Origin of the sequence: Nostoc sp. C057 (genome assembly GCF_013393925.1) — a bacterium.
Classification (GTDB): Bacteria; Cyanobacteriota; Cyanobacteriia; order Cyanobacteriales; family Nostocaceae; genus Nostoc; species Nostoc muscorum_A.
The window spans coordinates 5,986,646-6,005,378 of sequence record NZ_CP040281.1; the positions used below are offsets into that span (position 1 = coordinate 5,986,646).

Below are 18,733 nucleotides of genomic sequence, written 5' to 3' on the forward strand. Positions count from 1 at the left end.
ATGATGACAATTAAGTAAAAATTAACCAGGACAGGGTAAGAGAGATAAATAATTGTAGGCCAGAGCGAAAATTCCTTTATAGGGGCAATAACTACTAATTGAAATTAAGATTTTTCGGCAGTTAATCGTGATAGTTGCTCCTAACTTCAGTAACTTTGTCCGAATAGTGCCAACAGTAGCGTTTTGAAGTTCTGTTTTGGCTAAACACTTCTCTCGTAAAGCATTCATTAAAATATAGGCAACAGATGAAAACCACAACCGTAGTTGATTACCTGCAAATGTATGGGTGCTTGTTCTATCACTTTTTAGTTCTAGTTTTTGCTCTTTGAGACAATTTTCCATGTTGCCTCTTGGACAATATTTTTCTGTATAAAGTTTTCCAGGCGGGATTTTATTTATCGCTAGTGAAGTTACTACAAAACGAGTATCTACCCCTTGATTACTATATTCAACTTTAGCAACAACCCGACGATTTCGACTCCAAGAATATAGAGTTTTATAGTTAAGCGATGAATACCAAACTGAATTCTTCACAAATGCTGTTGCTGCGAGGTGTAAATCTGGTGACGGTGCCAATAAGGATTCAAAAAACTTAACTACTGGTTGCAGTTTTTGTTCATATTCTTGAGACGCACGGTATTTAATTGATTGTGAAAGCTGAATTAATCGACTATTTTTCCTAGTGCCAGAGCAAACATTGGGTCGTGACGTAGTTCCTCGTGGTCATTTAAGTCTTCATAACCCATTATCAAACCATATATTCTCTGCCCGATTAGACTTTTTACTGAATGATCAACTCTATTCATATTTCGGTAATCTTTGAAACATCTTGCTAATCGCGATGTAATTCCTCTTTTCCGGTCTAGCTCCGCAATTAAAGTTAACCCTGCATCTGATATTACAGTCTCAGCCTTGAAATTAACTACGACTGGACATGACTTTACTTGTTCAAATTTGAACTGTTCCGGTATACAATCTGTTTTCTGAGGGGTCATGCTTAAAACTGCTGAAATTCATGTGCAATAGATATTTTGGCAGTTTTTAACTCCTCTTTTCTCCAGCTTCGTGAGAAATCCGGGATTACAATAGTGCTAGCTATGATTTGTAAAGATATTAACACAAAAACACTGTAGTAAATGAGTTTTAAATCTTTATTAATGATTTGGAAATAGCGCTCTACAAAAGAAGAATAACCTACAATACCCACAGAACCAAAGCTGCCAATAATCAATAATCTCATCAACAACTCAATGGAAGATCTAAAGGGCGATCGCTCTTGATTCAAACAAAATATATTACTTTGTTCCGTTCCCAAGTTTCCTAACACAGATTGAAAAACTACTGGTTGCAAGACCATTAATTTTTGACTTATTTGGTGGGAATATTTGACTAAATTATTACTAGTATATTGATCTACAAAAACTGTACTCGCCATTGAATTTTCAGATGGCATAAGCACAGCAGTAACACTCAAGAATATGCTAGTAGCAGCAACTACAAATTTCTGTTTGATTTTCATTCCAATTATCCTTTTCCTTTGCCTAAAAAATTGCTGTCTACATGCTCAATGATGACCGGATAAATAAATCAGCAATGCTACCAATTCCTCTCCCAAAGCCTGGGATTATGAATAGAAGCATCATGGCAAAGAGTCCGAATTGAGTATATTGCAATGGCTTTAGCTGAGGAAAAATCTCACTGAAAATATGAAAGCCATCCAGTGGTGGAATTGGCAGCAGATTAAATAGAAATAATGTCAAATTTATCCGAGCCGCTAGGTAAAGAAATTCGACGCTCAAAAGTCCTGAAAGATTAAAAAGTTTGAGCAATACAGTAAATAGAATACCTAATGCCAGATTCGACAATGGGCCTGCTGCGGATACCAAAATATTGCCTAGCTTACCAGAGCGAAACTTAGAGGGGTTGACGGGCATTTGTCCCCAAGCTATACCCATGAGGCAAAGAAAGATGATTGATTCTTTACCCATGTGAACTACAGGATTTAGTGTCAGATGACCATTTTGTTGGGGAGTATTATCTCCCTGACTCATCGCAGCCCAGCCGTGAGCAAGTTCATGCAAAGTAATGGAGAATATGACAATTACAACGATTCTGAAAAAATGAATCGGCTCTGTGATGAGTGTTTGGATAAACATAATTTACTAAATTTTGGTGATGCTTATCTGCGTAGCAAGAGGTATTTAGTATAAAATATAGCGGTTATATTACTTAAGTTGCTACGGTAATTTTTGGTATATTCTATAAATCAAAATTTACTAATTTTATTAATCTCAGTTGATTTGATACCTTAAAGAAACATCTCATAACACTTCAAGAATTTTAAAACCTAGTAGTAACTACGTATTTATTTTAATTTTTAGTATATAAAAAACTTACATTGACTCAAGTCTAAAAGCTTGGTGTATAATAAAATACTTAAAAAGTAAAGTTACAAATTTACAGATAGATTCAGCTTTATTTGTGTCTAACTGCATCTCATCGTTTTATGTGTCTCTGGCTCAAAATATAGCCGCTATTGCCTTGTGATTTTTGTACATCATTTTGCAAAGTTAATTTTATTACCTGAAATAGCAATAGATTTACTAATAATCTTTAAGAAAATTATGCATATATCAACTTCAATGAGACAATCTGACCTAATCTTCTCAACCTAAAGGAAGACAATGGACGATCGCACAAAGGCTCTCCAGGCTATCGCGGCTGAACGTTGGCGCGTATCCCTGATTCTCAGTGGAGCCATGATGTTTATTTACTTTGGCTTTATCTTGCTAATCGCATTCAATAAGCCCCTATTGGGGTCATTAGTAGCTCCTGGTCTAAGCCTGGGAATTTTACTAGGGGCGCTGGTAATTGTCTCAGCATGGGTATTAATTTTTATCTACGTACGCTGGGCAAATAGCAGTTACGACGATCAAATTGCCAGGCTGACACGCAAGTGAAAATTGGGAATGAGAGAGGGGGAATGGGGAATGGGGGCAGGGAGCAGGGGGCAGGGGAAGCACGGGAAGATGACCTACTGATTATTGACCAATGACCAATGACCAATGCCCAATTCCCAATGCCCAGTAGCTATTAGTAATTTCTAGTCCAAAATCCAAAATACTAAACCAAAAAAGCATGAATAGTGTGTGGTTGGATCTGCCATTAGCGGCGGATATTACCAGTCTTGGTAAGTTTAACCCGTTGGCGATCGCTTTCTTCTTTCTGTTTGTTGTCAGTTCTCTAGGTATTACCTATTGGGCGGCAAAGCTGACCAAAAATACCGCCCACTTCTATACAGCCGGCGGCAAAATCAGTGGTTTCCAAAATGGGCTAGCCCTAGCAGGAGACTTTATGAGTGCAGCTAGCTTTTTAGGTATCACTGGACTGGTAGCACTCAACGGCTTTGACGGCTTAATTTATTCTATTGGCTTCCTAGTGGGCTGGCCAATTGTGATGTTTTTGATTGCGGAACCACTACGTAACTTAGGCAAATACACTTTTGCTGATGTAGTGGCTTATCGCTTACAACAAAAACCAGTCCGTATTGCATCTGCCATTGGAACGCTGGCAGTGATTAGCTTTTACTTAATTGCCCAGATGGTAGGGGCTGGGGAGTTAATTAAACTACTGTTTGGCTTTGATTATGAGTTAGCCGTGGTCATCGTCGGTTGTGTGATGATGGCTTATGTGATTTTTGGTGGGATGATTGCCACCACTTGGGTGCAAATTATTAAAGCAGTTCTGTTGCTCGGCGGAACCATCTTGCTAGCTATTTTGGTATTGGCACGATTTGGTTTTAACCCACTTGCTCTTTTCGCTGCGGCCGCAGATAAATATACAGGTGTATTAGCTCCAGGTAAACAGGTTTCCGATCCCTTTGATGCCATCTCCTTGGGAATGTCGTTGATGTTCGGCACTGCTGGATTACCCCACATCCTGATGCGTTTTTACACAGTACCGGATGCTAAAGCAGCACGACTCTCTGTTACTTACGCTACAGCTATTATTGGCGTTTTTTATCTCCTTACCTTCATCCTGGGCTTTGGAGCAATGGTGCTAGTAGGGCAAGATGCCATCAAGCAAGTTGGGACTGGCGGTAACATGGCTGCACCGATGTTGGCAGAATTTCTCGGTGGTGATGCTTTCTTAGGCTTTATTTCTGCTGTTTCCTTTGCAACGATTTTGGCGGTTGTAGCGGGTTTGACACTTTCAGGAGCGGCTGCACTGTCTCATGATTTGTGGGTGAACGTGGTGCGTTCTGGTCATGCTGACGAGTCAGAACAACTGAAGGTAGCTCGCGGTGCGACAATGATTTTGGGCTTAGTGGCGATATTTCTAGGTATCTTGTTTAAAGGACAAAACGTCGCTTATATGGTGGGTTTAGCATTTGCGATCGCAGCTAGTGCCAACTTTCCAGCGTTGCTACTATCAATGCTTTGGCGGCGCTTTACCACTAGCGGGGCAGTTGCGAGTATGTTAGTCGGTACTTTCTCCTCGTTACTGCTGATTTATTTATCACCTACTATTCAGGTGACAATTCTCAAGCACGCTTCTGCACCTTTTCCACTGAAAAATCCGGGATTAATTACTATTCCCCTAGCGTTTATTGTGGCGATTGTTGTTTCACTATTGACTACTGAACAGCAGGCACAAGAAAAATTTGCGGAAGTTGAGGATCGCATCCACATCGGTTCTGGCATGTGATTTTGTCGCGTTGCTGATTAGAGATATAAATCTTGGTGTAGAGACGTTGCAATGCAACGTCTCTACAAGGGTTTTGAAATCACGCAAAATCATTTTCATACCTGAATTCAGCAAAGCAGATTTTGTCATTGGGTATTACTCATTACAAATATTAATATTGTAAAGTTATTTTTTTGTAACAAAAATCAGGCGTTTGGTATCCAAGATAACTTTTTACTAGTAAACTATCGCACTATCATCACACTTTAAAGTTTGAAATTGTCAGCTTTCTATTAAGTTAGTTGATTCATCAAGAGGAAAATTCATAAAGATTATGAGAAGAGAATTTAACAGACGTAAGTTTTTGATCTACGGTTCTTTAACTTTCGGAAGCAGCTTTTTTCTAAAAGCTTGTGCAAATAATCCGCCAAGCGCTACAGAGACAGTCGCATCTCCTACTGCTTCACCAGCTGCTGCTACTGCTGGTAACACCATCAAAGTAGGTATTTTGCACTCTCTGAGTGGTACGATGTCCATCAGTGAAAAAAGTGTTGTTGATGCTGAAAAATTAGCAATTAAAGAAATCAATGCTGCTGGTGGTGTCTTAGGCAAACAAATTGAAGCAATTACCGAAGATGGTGCTTCTAACTGGGATACTTTTAGAGAAAAGGCAACTAAGCTAATTGATCAAGATAAAGTTTCTGTAGTTTTTGGTTGTTGGACTTCTGCTAGTCGTAAAAATGTCAAACCAGTATTCGAGAGCAAAAATCACATGCTCTGGTATCCTGTGCAGTATGAAGGACAAGAGTGTTCTAAAAATATTTTCTATACTGGTGCAGCACCAAATCAACAAATCGAGCCATCTGTTGATTGGTTGTTAAAAAATAAGGGTAAAGAATTCTTTTTGGTTGGCTCTGACTATGTTTTTCCTCGCACTGCTAACACAATTATCAAAGCCCAATTAGAAGCTTTAGGCGGAAAAACAGTTGGTGAAGATTATTTACCTCTTGGCAATACAGAAGTTACGCCTATCATTACGAAAATCAAACAAAATTTGCCCAATGGTGGCGTGATTTATAACACCCTAAATGGTGATAGTAATGTCGCTTTCTTTAAACAATTAAAAGGGGCTGGATTGACACCAGATAAATATCCCTCTATGTCTGTCAGTATTGCCGAAGAAGAAGTCAAAGCAATTGGTGTAGAGTATCTCAAAGGTCATTACGCGGCTTGGAACTATTTTCAAACAGTAGACACACCTGCTAATAAAAAGTTTGTTGCCGCTTTCAAGAAAGAGTATGGTGAAGATCGCGTGACAAATGATCCAATGGAAGCATCATATATTGCAGTTTATTTGTGGAAGCAAGCAGTAGAAAAAGCTGGGACTACTGATTTAGAGAAAGTGCGGGCTGCGGCTTATGGGCAAACTCTAGATGCGCCTGAAGGTAAAGTGACAATGGATGCCAATCATCACATTTCCAAAATTGTGCGGATTGGTCAAGTTAGACAAGATGGTTTGTTTGATATTGTCTATGCTACTCCTGCACCAGTTGAGCCAGTTCCTTGGAATCAATTTGTAAAAGAGACTAAAGGGTTTGCTTGTGATTGGACTGACCCAGCGAAGGGTGGTAAGTACAAGAAAGTTTAATTCATTAGTCATTTTTCATTTGTCATTAGTCATTAGTCATTTGTCATCGGTTAATAGTTACAAGCAACAAAGGATAAAGCCATAACCCACCATCGTAGCTCGACTTTATCCATTTTTGGGCAACACTCAAGCTGACGCTGAAACCTTTGTATGACAGTAGTTTTACTTTTTAAATTTCAGCTTGAATCAGTGATATGGAAAAAGTTTTTGCCAAAAAGCTAAGGCTTTTGCTCTATAAGGAGAACCAAGTTCTTAATTTTGGATAAAGTCGAGCTTAGAGGTTGTTTAAAAAGTCCTTGGCTGTGATTTTAGCACTTGTTGATCCCCCCTAACCCCCCTTTTTAAGGGGAGAACCGGATCAAAGTCCCCCTTCTTAAGGGGGATTTAGGGGGATCTAGAATGTTTTATTACTGAGAAGAAAACTTTTCAAACATCCTCTAATAACAAGAAGTTAATATGTAGGAAAAAAAGTGTTAACAGGATTTTTAGAAGCTGTATTTAATGGCATTAGTATTGGTGCTGTATTATTAATTGCTGCATTGGGATTAGCCATTATTTTTGGATTGATGGGTGTCATCAATATGGCACATGGGGAGTTGATGATGTTTGGGGCTTATACAACATTTGTTGTGCAAAATGTTTGTAAGCAATTGGGTGGAATGTGGTTTGAAGTCTATATATTTTTGGCTTTGATTATCGCTTTTCTTTTCACGGCTGCTGTGGGATTAATTCTAGAAAAAGGCGTGATTCGTTATCTCTATGGAAGACCATTAGAAACTCTCTTGGCAACTTGGGGAGTAAGTTTGATTTTTCAACAGTTTGTTCGCAGCGTGAATTGGGTATTGATAATTGGCATAGGTTTATTTTCTCTGCTGTTTTTTGGAGGTTTATGGATTTTAAATTCTCGCACTGATTTGGGAAGAGTTCGTAACTGGATTGTGGCGGTAATATTTTTACTATCGCTGGGAGTGACAATAGCAACGGGCAATTTATTGAGTCTAACTTATAAGTTAGCAGTAACTCAACCTTGGTTTGGCGCTCAAAATGTGGATGTAACAGCACCTACTTGGTTACAAGCAGGGATATCTTTGGGTGGTGTGCAATTTCCCTTTGCTAGGTTATTTATCATTGCTTTAACAATAATCTGTGTGTCGGGAATTTATTTATTTTTACAGCGTTCTAGCTGGGGTTTAAGAATTCGGGCTGTGACGCAAAATCGGAGTATGAGTGCTTGTTTGGGTATCCCAACTCAAAAGGTTGATGCGATTACTTTTGCATTGGGTTCTGGTTTAGCTGGTGTGGCTGGATGTGCGATTAGTTTACTCGGTTCTGTAGGGCCAAATACGGGACAAAACTATATTATTGATACTTTTATGGTTGTTGTTGTTGGGGGTGTAGGCAATTTAGCCGGGACGATTGTGGCTGCTTTGGGTATTGGGACGGCTAATTTTTTAATTGGTTCTGGAACTTTGGCTTTATTGTTTACTCCTGTAAAGCCTTTGGCTGATTTCTTTACTTTTTTTGCGACGACGAGTATGGCTAAGGTGATGGTGTTTGCGCTGATTATTGTGTTTTTACAGTGGAAGCCTGGGGGGATTTTTCCGCAGAAGGGACGTACTGTTGATGTTTAACGAACCGCAGAGACGCAGAGGACGCAGAGAATGAGGAAGAGGGGAGGAGGGTTATTAATTGAGGTGGGGGTGGTGGTTGCGATCGCACTCTTCCTTATAATTGTTATGCCAGTGGTGCTTTCGGAGTTTCGCCTGAATTTGTTGGGGCGATTTTTGTCGCTGGCGATTGTGGCTTTGGGTATCGATTTGATTTGGGGGTATACTGGTTTACTAAGTTTGGGACATGGTATCTTCTTTGGTTTGGGTGGATATGCGATCGCAATGTACCTAAAACTCCAAGTCCCTACTGGAGAATTGCCTGATTTCATGGGGCTTTATGGGGTTACGGAACTTCCCGCCTTTTGGCAACCTTTTTATTCTTTTCCTTTGACAATAGCTTTGGTGGTACTAATTCCAGGGTTATTGGCGGGATTATTGGGATATTTAGTTTTCCGTAATCGCCTCAAGGGTGTTTATTTTTCTATCTTGACTCAAGCGGGAACTATTGTATTTTTCAACTTCTTTAACGGTCAGCAACAATTTTTCAACGGTACGAACGGACTGATAGATTTTACAACTTTGTTTGGGGCAACGGTCAGCGATGCCAAAACGCAGTTTGTTTTCTACACGCTGACGGTAGTGTTTCTCGCAATCACCTACGGTATTTGTCGCTGGTTGACAACTGGACGCTTTGGGAGATTGTTGATAGCGATTCGTGATGATGAAAGTCGGGTAAGATTCTCTGGTTACGACCCTACAGATTTTAAGGTGTTGGTGTTTGCAGTTTCAGGTGCGATCGCAGGTATAGCAGGAGCATTTTACACTATTCAAAGTGGTTCTGTATCACCGAGAGCAATGGATATTGCCTTTTCGATTGAAATGGTGATTTGGGTAGCTGTAGGCGGACGCGCTACTTTAATTGGCGCGATTGTCGGAACTTTATTAGTAAATTATGCCCGCACTTTTTTAAGCGAACAATTTGCCGAAATCTGGCTATTTTTCCAAGGCGCACTATTTTTGATAGTCGTCACAGTGCTTCCTGACGGTATCGTGGGATGGTTGCGTAGCCAGAATATTTCTCTTTTCCACCGCCGTCAAGAAATTTCTACATATCCCACCTTGGAAGAAGACCCCGAAGTGCAACATGAACGCGAAAATATTGGAAACTGAAAACGTAACTGTTAGTTTTGACGGTTTTAAGGCTTTAAACCAGCTTAACTTTAGTATGGATGTGGGTGAATTACGAGTAGTAATTGGCCCCAATGGTGCGGGAAAGACAACATTTCTGGATGTGATTACCGGGAAAGTGCAACCAACTATTGGGCGAGTTTTATTTAAAGGAAGAAATCTGCGTTCTTTACCTGAATATAAAATTGCGCGATTGGGAATTGGGCGCAAGTTCCAAACACCTCGAATTTACTTAAATTTAACGCCCCGTGAAAATTTAGAAATTACCATAAACAAAAAGAAAAATGTTTTTTCTACTTTGTTTGAAAATTCTAATGCTGTTGAAAAGAATAATATTAAAGGATTATTAGAAACCATCGGCTTAACGCCGAAGGCAGATATCAAAGCAGCTTTACTTTCTCATGGAGAAAAGCAACGTTTAGAAATTGGGATGTTAGTAGCACAGTCACCTGATTTATTACTCGTTGATGAACCAGTTGCTGGTTTAACAGATGAAGAAACCTATAATATTGGTGAATTACTTTTAGCATTAGCACAAAGTCATTCAATTTTAGTAATTGAACATGATATGGAATTTGTGCGTCAAATTGCTAAGAAAGTAACAGTGCTACATGAAGGTTCGGTGCTGTGCGAAGGTAATTTTGAGGAAGTGCAAAATGACTCTCGTGTAATTGAAGTGTATTTGGGAAAACAGGAAGAATGAACACAATTTAGGGGCAGCGATGGTAAAGTCAAATATATGTGGAGGTGGTAACTATGACTCAAACCCTACCCAAGTTAGTAACCTTTGAACAATTTATCGAGTGGTACCCCTCAAATGGGGAGAGATATGAACTACATAAAGGAGTCATTGTAGAAATGCCACCCCCAACTGGTGAACACGAAAATGTTGTTGGATTTTTGGCGGCACAGATAACCCTCCAGTTCTTGCAAATGGGGCTTCCGTTTCGTATCCCCAAAACTGCCTTTGTCAAAATTCAGAGTAATAACTCAACCTATTCTCCTGACATTTTGCTATTAAATCATGCCAATCTTGTGAATGAACCTCTGTGGAGTAAGCAATCGACTGTTATTCAAGCTGCATCTATCCCACTAGCTGTTGAAGTTGTTAGTACCAACTGGCGAGACGACTACTATGACAAGTTCAGAGATTACGAGGAAATGGGAATTTCTGAGTATTGGATTGTAGACTATGCTGCAATCGGTGGCAAAAGATTTACTGGTAATCCTAAACAAAAAACTATTACAATTTGCGAATTAGTTGACGGAGATTATCAAATGACTGTGTTTAGAGGAAATGATTTTATTGCATCGCCTTTATTCCCCCAACTCAACTTGACAGCACAACAAATTTTTGATTCTGCTTTGTAAGTTTCGGTTTGAATATGCTTAAAATCTCTAACCTCAACGTTTACTACGGTGAAAGCCACATTCTCCGCAATGTAGATTTAAGCGTACCATCTGGGCAAATGGTCTGCCTAATCGGACGCAATGGTGTAGGTAAAACAACTCTACTCAAAACAATCATGGGTTTACTCAAACCCCGCAGTGGTACTATTAACTTAGCTGGAGAATTAATCAACTCAAAATCTCCCGACCAAAGGGCAAAGTTAGGAATTGGTTATGTTCCCCAAGGACGAGAGATTATCCCCCGTTTGACAGTCAAAGAAAATCTGCTGCTGGGGTTGGAAGCTAGACGCAAACCAGTAAAGAAAGCAGAAATTCCAGAGGAAGTTTTTAGCTTATTCCCTGTGTTAAAAACCATGCTTTCGCGGATGGGTGGTGATTTGAGTGGAGGACAGCAGCAACAATTAGCGATCGCACGTGCTTTAATGGGAGAACCTCAATTACTCGTCTTAGATGAACCCACTGAAGGTATTCAACCCTCAATCATCCTCGAAATTGAAGCCGCAGTTCGTCGCATCATCGAAACCACAGGTATTTCGGTTTTATTGGTAGAGCAACATTTACACTTTGTCCGTCAAGCTGATTATTATTACGCTATGCAAAAAGGCGGTATTGTCGCCTCCGGTTCCACAGCCGAACTTAGCCAAGATGTGATTCAACGCTTTTTAGCTGTTTAATAAAATAGAATTCAGGAGTCAGGAGCCAGAATACCCCTTCAGTGAAGCAAGCTACAGAATTGAATTGGAATGTGACTGACGAATAGTGTAGCCTTAGCGAGTATTCGTTCGCGTAGCGTCTTGTAGAGAGCGTCGCATCTGAAGAAACGGGTTTAACTTCCCCACTTTCTTGTTCTGAATTCTGAATTCTGAATTCTGTATTCTTCAATTTTTGATATTTCTATATCAATTGTGTCAGAAGCAATCAAGTCTGTTGCTTCTTGTAAAAGCTCATGCTGTTCCTTTTGAATTGCTTCTAAGCGATGAGAAATTTCTACTAATCGTTGTTTTTTATTTGGTTGAAAACTTTCAGGTGACAAAGCTGGCAGATTATCAGTTGTTTTAGTAGCCGTAAATTGTTGAACAGCAAAACTGCCGACTTTAGTTAAGGATAAAAAACTAACTTTAATCAAAGCCTGAAGCAATTTTAACGGAACTTGGAGTATTGACCAACTAGCTGTTTCAATCAAGCGGACAATTGCTTTGATAATGCTCCAGACCAGAGCAAGTGCAAACAAAAAAATAACTATACTAATAATTGGGTGATTTGTTGCCCAACCTAGTATTTGAACTAACCTAAAAAATATCGGGTGTTGTGTCAGCCAATCACTTACAGAAGATGCCATTACATCTTTAACTGCGCCCGATGTTGTAGTTTTAAATTTATCAGCAGTTTGCCAAGTTTGTTCTAAGCTTGTTGTAACTGTATCAATTGCTTTATCAGTTGTTGTATTCAAAGACTCCCTAACTTGTTGTGCTGAGTTACTTAGAGAGTTAACGCTTCCGCCCACAAAATCTTTCACATTTTGTAAGCGTTGCAAAACTCCGTTAGGCAAGTTTATGTCTATTTGGGATGCCATAAAACATTTCACCGAGGTTGAAATCTAACCCACAACCCATCTTTAGGGCGATTAGTGGGAATCACAACTACTTCTAAACTTTGATTGGGTAATATTTCCCAATGATAACTACGTAGAAGATGAGCAGCAACAATCTTCATTTCCATTTTGGCAAAAGCTATGCCAATACAAATGCGTGGGCCACCGCCAAAAGCAACTAAACTAAAGGGATATTTTTTGTGTTCTTGCCGTTGAGAACTAAAACGGTCTGGGTCAAAGAGTTCTGGCTTAGAATAAATTTCTTCAATTTGGTGAGTAACTCCAATTGAGTAGTATAACTGCCAACCAGTCGGTACGTGATAACCATTCAATTCAAAGTCTTTAATCACACCACGAAACCCACCTCCGACAGGTTGATGCAATCTTTCAACTTCCCACAAAACCTGCTCTAAATAGGGCATTTTCCCTAATTGTTCTAAATCTAAATCACCTTGACTTGCAAGTTGCAATTGTTCAACTCTTGCTTTTTCCAGTACTTCTGGATGACGGGCTAACTCTGTACAGAACCAAGTCAGCATCGAAGTAGTAGTTTCATGTCCAGCAAAGAGTAACAGCACCGCTTGGGCAATGATTTCTTTTTCACTGAGGCTGTTACCGTCTTCATCCTTAGCTTTGATTAACAGGCTGATGGTATCTTGAGTTGGGTTTTGCTGACGTTCTCTGACAACTTGAGTTAGATGCTCTAAAATTTCATTACGCGCGGCTATAGCTTTACCAAATGTAGTAAATGGTAGAGACAACGGATTAATAGCAAACAGCCCATTCGTCAAAGTTGTAAATAACTGGCTGAGGCGCACACATTCCGGCCCAGGACGCGTACCCAACAATAATTGACTGGCAATATCAAATGTCAGCTGTTTAAACTCTTGGAACCAAGTAAACTCCTGTTTTTTCTCCCACTTTTGGAGATAGCCGCGCGTAATATCTTCCATTGTGGAGAAATAATTCGCCAATGCTGGGCCGTGCAACGTCGGCATCATCAAGCGGCGGTTTCTGCGGTGTTCCTCTCCATCTTGGAGAAAAAGCGATTCACCCAGTAATGTTTTGAAATTATCAGGCCATCCCTCACGCCAAGAAAAATTTTCGATATGGCTTGACAAAACGAACTCTAATGCCTTCGGCCCTGCCATTACTACAGTAGCTCTGCCAAGAAGATGGGTTTTGAAGATGGGCCCATACTGGCGATAGCGCTTTTTGGCAAAATCGCGGTCGAAAACAAAGGAGAGTGTTTCACCTAATATAGGGATACCAAAGCTTCCAGGAGGAATTTGATTAGTTTTCATATCTCTCTAGCTCGAAGCACTAGTATAAAACCGCAACGCAAACCGCCAAAACCAAGTAGAAGCGAAAAACAAGGCTACTGCTAAGATTGCTGCACCTATCAACCAGCTAATTTCACTCCGACCCAACAGCGCTTGGGCTGGTACAGTGGTTAAAAAAGCTACTGGCATCACAAAAGTGAAGAAAAAACGGTAAGCAGTAGGATATGCTGCAATGGGATATCGTCCAGCTTCCAATAAACCACGCAACACTTCAGTAACGTTGTATATTTTGACAAACCAAATACTCATTGAACCCAGCATAAACCACAGGCTGTATAAAATTACAAAGCTGAATAATAACGGTAGCACACCAAGTAGATAGCCGTTTATCCCTACACCAAGGCGTTTACCTGCATAGCCAATGATAATACTACCAAAAATTAGATCCGGCAGTCCCCAAGGGGAAAGGGTATGAGTGGAAAGCCAAAACTGGCTGCGGATAGGTTTTAATAATATAAAGTCCAAAGTGCCTTCTTGAACATGACGGACAATGCGATTCAAGTTCGACACTAGAAAAGTTGCAGAAAATCCTTGTAGTAAGGTAAAAATTCCTAGAACTATTAAAGCTGCTTCCCATGACCAACCACTAAAAGTATAGCCAGTGCGGTAAAACAAGAATAATCCAAAGAGGCTACCCGCAAGATTTCCCAAGCTGGTGAGGGTAGCGACGAAAAAATTAACACGATACTCTAACTCAGATGCGATCGCAGCACCCCAAAATAGTCTTAGTACTTTCAAATATCTTTGCATCTTGCACCTCTAACCCAAAATGTGCCATCTGTCACTAAAATTTCTAAGATTACACAAGAACTTTACGTAAATTTAATATTACTTTTTATTCAGCAAAATTGCTAAACGTTAAGATGTTGTGGATATATTGTTGAAACCTAAAAAATTCTAATGCATTTAAATTTACCAGACCTAATTACAAAAATTGGCTACTTTGGGGTATGGGCAATTATCTTTGCTGAATCTGGCTTGCTAATTGGTTTTTTTCTGCCAGGAGATAGTTTGCTATTTACTGCTGGATTTCTCGCATCTCTTCCGAAATCAGGGTTTAACATTTGGGTTCTAATTTTTGGTGCTTTTGTTTGTGCAGTGCTTGGTGATAATGTTGGCTACGCTACAGGACATAAATTTGGCAGAAAATTATTTCAGAAAGAAGATTCATGGTTGTTTCATAAAAAACACTTGGTAAAAACCCAGGATTTTTATCATAAACATGGCAAAAAGACACTAGTCTTGGCCAGGTTTACACCGATAATTCGCACTTTTGCGCCGATTGTGGCTGGACTTGGTGCGATGCATTACCGAACATTTATGTCTTACAACTTAATTGGTGGCTTTCTTTGGACATTTGGCATTACCCTGTTAGGATTTTTCTTAGGAAAATCTCTGCCACCTGAACAGGTAGATAAGTATTTGTTACCAATTATTGGAGCAATTATAGTTATTTCTTTAATGCCATCGATGATTCATGTAATACAAGAAAATCGAGCAAATAAAAGTTGAAATATTTTTTTATTTTGTATAGATATTAGGTAGATTTATTTACTTAATATTGGTAAATATTGGTGATAGATGGCTAAACTATCTAACGAACTACAACGCTATTTTTTTGAGGAAGAACGACCAGCAAAAGTGACTTTGGCAGAGATTCTATTGTTAGCGCAAGAAAGAATCTTTGGATTTTTGCTAGTTATCCTATCTCTACCTTCTGCTTTGCCAGTTCCAGCGCCGGGATATTCAACTCCTTTTGGCATCTTGATTTTTCTGTTAGCGATACAGTTAATCGCTGGTGCCAAAACCCCCTGGCTACCCAAGCGGATGATGAATTATCCTATCCAACTCACAACAGTTCAGGGTTTTTTGAAAGCAGGAATTCCTTGGTTAAAAAGAATTGAAGCGATCGCTCGTCCTCGTTTAAGCTATATCTGTACTACTTTACCCGGTAGAGTGACCATTGGTATAGCGATCGCTTTGATGGCAATTTCCATGATGATTCCGATTCCAGGAACCAATACCCTACCAGCAATGGGAATTTTTGTAACCAGCTTTGGCTTATCGGAAGATGATGGTGCTATTAGCCTAGGTGGTTTGGTAATGTGTGTGATGGGCGCAGTTTTGACTACTTCCATACTGTTGGCGTTGATTTGGGGAGGTTCTAGTCTTCTCGACATTATCAAGACTTGGCTAGGTTGTTAAATAGCAAAAATACTACTTAAGTAGAATGACACAGAAACAGCAGAGTTTAATAATATTCTCATGGCCATCAACCTGTATCTGTTCCTAGAAAATCTCCTCTTTTTTGCAATTGCCACACTTTTTATTGTGGTTGTGAACTGGGGGTGGAAACACACAAAGCCCTATACTCTACCTTTGCCATTTCCCGGTTGGTATAAAATCTGGTTTGGCTCAGTGCAACTGCTAGGAGGATTGCTACCATTAGTAGTCATGCTATTGTGGGGTGTATGGTGGGGCGATCGCACTGTGTTGACTGTGCTTGGTTGGTATTTTATTATCTTAGGGTTGCAAATTATCTCTGAGATAGTAACACTCAGGCAGTTGCAAAATGTAGTGTGGGTAATGGTTCCTTATATATACTTGCCTTACCGCTTCTGGCAGCTATATGAAGGTTTAACACTTTTGGATTCTAAAAGTGAGTTGGTATGGGTACGATATTTATTGATTTTTGAATTGGTGTTGTGGATTGTTAACTACGTTATAGATGTGTCTCAATTGCCACGGCTGTTTCGCTGGGAAGTAGAATCAAACTCTGATCTTAGTTAGGGATTAATCGCAGAATTAGCCATTTTTATCAAAGAAGTGCGATCGCCTGCTTTTAACCCAACAACATATTGCACACCCTGTTGTCTCCAAGTCAAGGTAGCATCTGAGCAATTAGCACCACAAGTAAAATCCACAAAATAGCCAGTAATACCCTTAGCTAAAGATACAGCTTTACCATTCAGACGAGGTGTTTTGCGGGTTACTGCTTCAGCAGAAATCACACCCAGACGACAAGCAGTTCCACCACTACAATCAGGACTAAAGCCGAGCAAAATCTCGTAGTTTTTTTGTGTAGCAGCTTCTATAATTGCGTAAATTCGATTTTCCCCATCTGATTCAGGAATAAACTTCGGTAACAGAACCCGAATCTGAGTCTTTTGCTTTAATTTAGGCAAAATAGATTTAAAAACTGAGTGTACCTGGGTTTTACCCTGGCTTTGCGCTATTAGTTGGGACTGGTTATTTATAGTAGCTATCGCTGATTTGTGAAAGCTGCTAACGCTGACTAATACAAATACACCACATACAGCACTAATATTTCTGAAGCTTGAAATCATCTTTGAAAACCTATTTCGTCTAAGAAAGGAGTTAGGAATAAATACAGTAGATTGCAGGTAAGTGAGGTACAAAATGTAGTACTCAAAATTCAGGTATAAAGAGTTTCTAACTCCTGCCTCAAAACCCGTAGCTTTATACTTTATGTAAAAAAAACTGCTGTAACTCCTAACTCCTCAGTTATAACTCTTAACTCCTAAGTCGTAACTTTTTACACCGCACAACTCAACTCGCCGGCTTTTTGGCTAAAGCGGTGATTCTCCCGATAATCTACGGGACAATCTATCACGGCGGGTACATCTTGAGCGAGGGCTTCTTTCAGAGTGGGAATCAAATCTAAAGCCGATTCAACTCGGTAGCCTTTTAAACCCATACTTTCAGCGTATTTAACAAAATCAGGATTGCTAAAATGCACAAAAGATGAGTTTCCTTTGCCAAATTGATTTTCTTGCTTCCACTCAATTAACCCATAGCCACCATCATTGAAAATTATGGTGACAAAAGGCGTACCTACGCGTAAGGCTGTTTCTAATTCTTGAGAATTCATCATAAAGCCGCCATCACCTGTTACAGCAACAACTTTGCGTTTAGGATGAACAAGTTTTGCTGCTAAAGCGCCAGGAATGGCAATACCCATAGCCGCGAAACCGTTGGAAATAATACAAGTATTGGGACTATGGCAATGATAATGACGGGCCATCCACATCTTATGTGCGCCAACATCAGAGATAACGATATCATCTGGTCCCATCACTTGCCGTAAGTCATAAATTAACTTTTGCGGCTTAATTGGAAATCCGTCATCATGGGCATACTGTTCATAATCAGCCCGAATATCTGACCTTAAGCTGATAGCAAAAGGATCTGGTTTACCTTGTCTGTCTGCTAATTTTAAAATTTCATAGAGGGAATCTGAAATATCTCCCACAACTTCGGCGTTAGGAATATAACTACTATCAATTTCCGCCGGACTTACCCCAATATGCACAATCGGAATTTCACCATTCCGATTCCATTTTTTCGGGGAAAACTCAATCAAATCATAGCCGATCGCAATTACTAAATCTGTGTTATCAAAACCGCAGGTAATGAAGTCTCTTTGCTGTAATCCGACTGACCACAAAGCCAATTGATGTGTGTAGGGAATCACACCTTTACCCATGAAGGTATTAGCAACAGGTATATTCAGCAATGTAGCAAATTGCGTGACAGCATCACTCGCATGAGCGCGAATTGCCCCATTTCCGACTAAGATTAATGGGTTAACTGCTTGGCAAATTGCGGCTGCTGCTGCCCGAATGCTAGCAAAAGATGCATAAGTTTTTTCGCTATTATCTTTACGCAAAGGTTTACCTTCGACAGGCATAGCAGCAATATTTTCTGGTAAATCGATGTGAACTGCACCGGGTTTTTCGGATTGCGATCGCTTAAATGCTTTCCGCACTACTTCTGGTGTAATACTCGGTCGCACAATCTGCTTATTCCACTTGGTAACAGGTGCAAACATTGCCACCAAATCTAAATATTGATGGGATTCGATGTGCATTCTATCTGTTCCCACTTGACCAGTAATTGCTACTAAGGGCGCACCATCGAGGTTAGCATCTGCTACCCCAGTCATCAAATTGGTTGCCCCAGGGCCAAGAGTAGAAAGACACACCCCAGCTTTTCCTGTTAAGCGTCCGTAGACATCGGCCATGAATGCTGCACCCTGTTCATGACGAGTTGTAATAAATTTAATCGAAGAATGTTTTAACGCTTCCAAAACATGCAGGTTTTCTTCGCCAGGGAGTCCAAAAATATATTGCACTCCTTCATTTTCTAGGCACTGCACCAATAATTCTGCTGTATTCATTTTATTTCCCGACAACTCTATTAACGAATAAGACTTTTGTTTTTTGTCATTAGTCAT

General features: G+C 39.9%; 18 protein-coding genes and 1 pseudogene. 11 read left to right on the forward strand and 8 right to left on the reverse strand.

Annotation, left to right across the window (positions count from 1 at the left end):
- Nucleotides 1–21 precede the first annotated feature (21 nt).
- The 3 genes and pseudogenes from FD724_RS25745 to FD724_RS25755 form a co-directional block, all read right to left on the reverse strand.
- Nucleotides 22–995: pseudogene (locus FD724_RS25745) on the reverse strand (transposase).
- 2 nt (nt 996–997) lie between these two features.
- Complete coding sequence (locus FD724_RS25750; RefSeq protein WP_179074546.1) at nt 998–1,519, reverse strand: hypothetical protein; 522 nt, start codon at nt 1,517–1,519, stop codon at nt 998–1,000.
- 37 nt (nt 1,520–1,556) lie between these two features.
- The gene (locus FD724_RS25755) at nt 1,557–2,156 is read right to left on the reverse strand and encodes a site-2 protease family protein (RefSeq protein ID WP_179074547.1); all 600 of its coding nucleotides are present in this window, start codon (nt 2,154–2,156) and stop codon (nt 1,557–1,559) included.
- Between the two features lie 528 nt (nt 2,157–2,684).
- Between FD724_RS25755 and FD724_RS25760 the strand changes: the two genes are divergently transcribed.
- The 8 genes from FD724_RS25760 (at nt 2,685) to urtE (ending at nt 11,216) form a co-directional block, all read left to right on the forward strand.
- Complete coding sequence (locus FD724_RS25760; RefSeq protein WP_179074548.1) at nt 2,685–2,960, forward strand: DUF485 domain-containing protein; 276 nt, start codon at nt 2,685–2,687, stop codon at nt 2,958–2,960.
- 178 nt (nt 2,961–3,138) lie between these two features.
- On the forward strand, nt 3,139–4,707 hold the full coding sequence (locus FD724_RS25765) for a sodium/solute symporter (protein ID WP_179074549.1): 1,569 nt from the start codon (nt 3,139–3,141) through the stop codon (nt 4,705–4,707).
- Nucleotides 4,708–5,020: 313 nt separating this feature from the next.
- Nucleotides 5,021–6,334, forward strand: coding sequence for an urea ABC transporter substrate-binding protein (urtA, locus tag FD724_RS25770; protein ID WP_179074550.1), 1,314 nt, complete (start codon nt 5,021–5,023; stop codon nt 6,332–6,334).
- Nucleotides 6,335–6,804: 470 nt separating this feature from the next.
- Nucleotides 6,805–7,965 carry an urea ABC transporter permease subunit UrtB gene (gene urtB, locus FD724_RS25775; RefSeq protein ID WP_179074551.1) on the forward strand — a complete coding sequence of 387 codons (1,161 nt, stop codon included), beginning with the start codon at nt 6,805–6,807 and terminating at the stop codon, nt 7,963–7,965.
- Between the two features lie 30 nt (nt 7,966–7,995).
- Nucleotides 7,996–9,114 carry an urea ABC transporter permease subunit UrtC gene (gene urtC, locus FD724_RS25780; RefSeq protein ID WP_179074552.1) on the forward strand — a complete coding sequence of 373 codons (1,119 nt, stop codon included), beginning with the start codon at nt 7,996–7,998 and terminating at the stop codon, nt 9,112–9,114.
- A complete protein-coding gene (gene urtD, locus FD724_RS25785; protein ID WP_179074553.1) occupies nt 9,089–9,835 on the forward strand; it encodes an urea ABC transporter ATP-binding protein UrtD in 747 nt (248 codons plus the stop codon). The genes urtC and urtD overlap by 26 nt, the downstream gene beginning before the upstream one ends.
- A gap of 53 nt (nt 9,836–9,888) precedes the next feature.
- Nucleotides 9,889–10,503 (forward strand): Uma2 family endonuclease, encoded by a 615-nt coding sequence (locus FD724_RS25790; RefSeq protein ID WP_179074554.1) that lies wholly within the window; start codon nt 9,889–9,891, stop codon nt 10,501–10,503.
- Nucleotides 10,504–10,517: 14 nt separating this feature from the next.
- On the forward strand, nt 10,518–11,216 hold the full coding sequence (gene urtE / locus FD724_RS25795) for an urea ABC transporter ATP-binding subunit UrtE (protein WP_179074555.1): 699 nt from the start codon (nt 10,518–10,520) through the stop codon (nt 11,214–11,216).
- A gap of 152 nt (nt 11,217–11,368) precedes the next feature.
- Here urtE and FD724_RS25800 read toward each other — a convergent pair whose 3' ends face one another.
- From FD724_RS25800 to FD724_RS25810, 3 genes are read right to left on the reverse strand one after another with little or no spacing between them, the layout of a single operon-like run.
- The gene (locus FD724_RS25800; protein WP_179074556.1) at nt 11,369–12,115 is read right to left on the reverse strand and encodes a hypothetical protein; all 747 of its coding nucleotides are present in this window, start codon (nt 12,113–12,115) and stop codon (nt 11,369–11,371) included.
- 8 nt (nt 12,116–12,123) lie between these two features.
- Complete coding sequence (locus tag FD724_RS25805; protein WP_179074557.1) at nt 12,124–13,437, reverse strand: cytochrome P450; 1,314 nt, start codon at nt 13,435–13,437, stop codon at nt 12,124–12,126.
- A 6-nt stretch (nt 13,438–13,443) separates the two neighbouring features.
- Nucleotides 13,444–14,226, reverse strand: a complete 783-nt coding sequence (locus tag FD724_RS25810; RefSeq protein WP_179074558.1) for an ABC transporter permease — start codon at nt 14,224–14,226, stop codon at nt 13,444–13,446.
- A gap of 150 nt (nt 14,227–14,376) precedes the next feature.
- On the opposite strand from FD724_RS25810, the gene FD724_RS25815 reads away from it, so the two are divergent.
- The 3 genes from FD724_RS25815 to FD724_RS25825 all read left to right on the forward strand — a co-directional run bounded on the left by FD724_RS25815 (nt 14,377) and on the right by FD724_RS25825 (nt 16,266).
- Entirely contained in the window at nt 14,377–14,988 is a 612-nt protein-coding gene (locus FD724_RS25815) for a DedA family protein (protein ID WP_174713245.1), read from the forward strand.
- Between the two features lie 69 nt (nt 14,989–15,057).
- Entirely contained in the window at nt 15,058–15,681 is a 624-nt protein-coding gene (locus FD724_RS25820) for an exopolysaccharide biosynthesis protein (RefSeq protein ID WP_179074559.1), read from the forward strand.
- A gap of 60 nt (nt 15,682–15,741) precedes the next feature.
- Nucleotides 15,742–16,266 carry a hypothetical protein gene (locus FD724_RS25825; protein WP_179074560.1) on the forward strand — a complete coding sequence of 175 codons (525 nt, stop codon included), beginning with the start codon at nt 15,742–15,744 and terminating at the stop codon, nt 16,264–16,266.
- On the opposite strand, the gene FD724_RS25830 is transcribed toward FD724_RS25825, so the two are convergent.
- On the reverse strand, nt 16,263–16,823 hold the full coding sequence (locus FD724_RS25830; RefSeq protein ID WP_179074561.1) for a hypothetical protein: 561 nt from the start codon (nt 16,821–16,823) through the stop codon (nt 16,263–16,265). The two genes, FD724_RS25825 and FD724_RS25830, sit on opposite strands and share 4 nt — an antisense overlap.
- A gap of 209 nt (nt 16,824–17,032) precedes the next feature.
- Nucleotides 17,033–18,676, reverse strand: coding sequence for an acetolactate synthase large subunit (locus FD724_RS25835; RefSeq protein ID WP_114083884.1), 1,644 nt, complete (start codon nt 18,674–18,676; stop codon nt 17,033–17,035).
- Nucleotides 18,677–18,733: the final 57 nt, after the last annotated feature.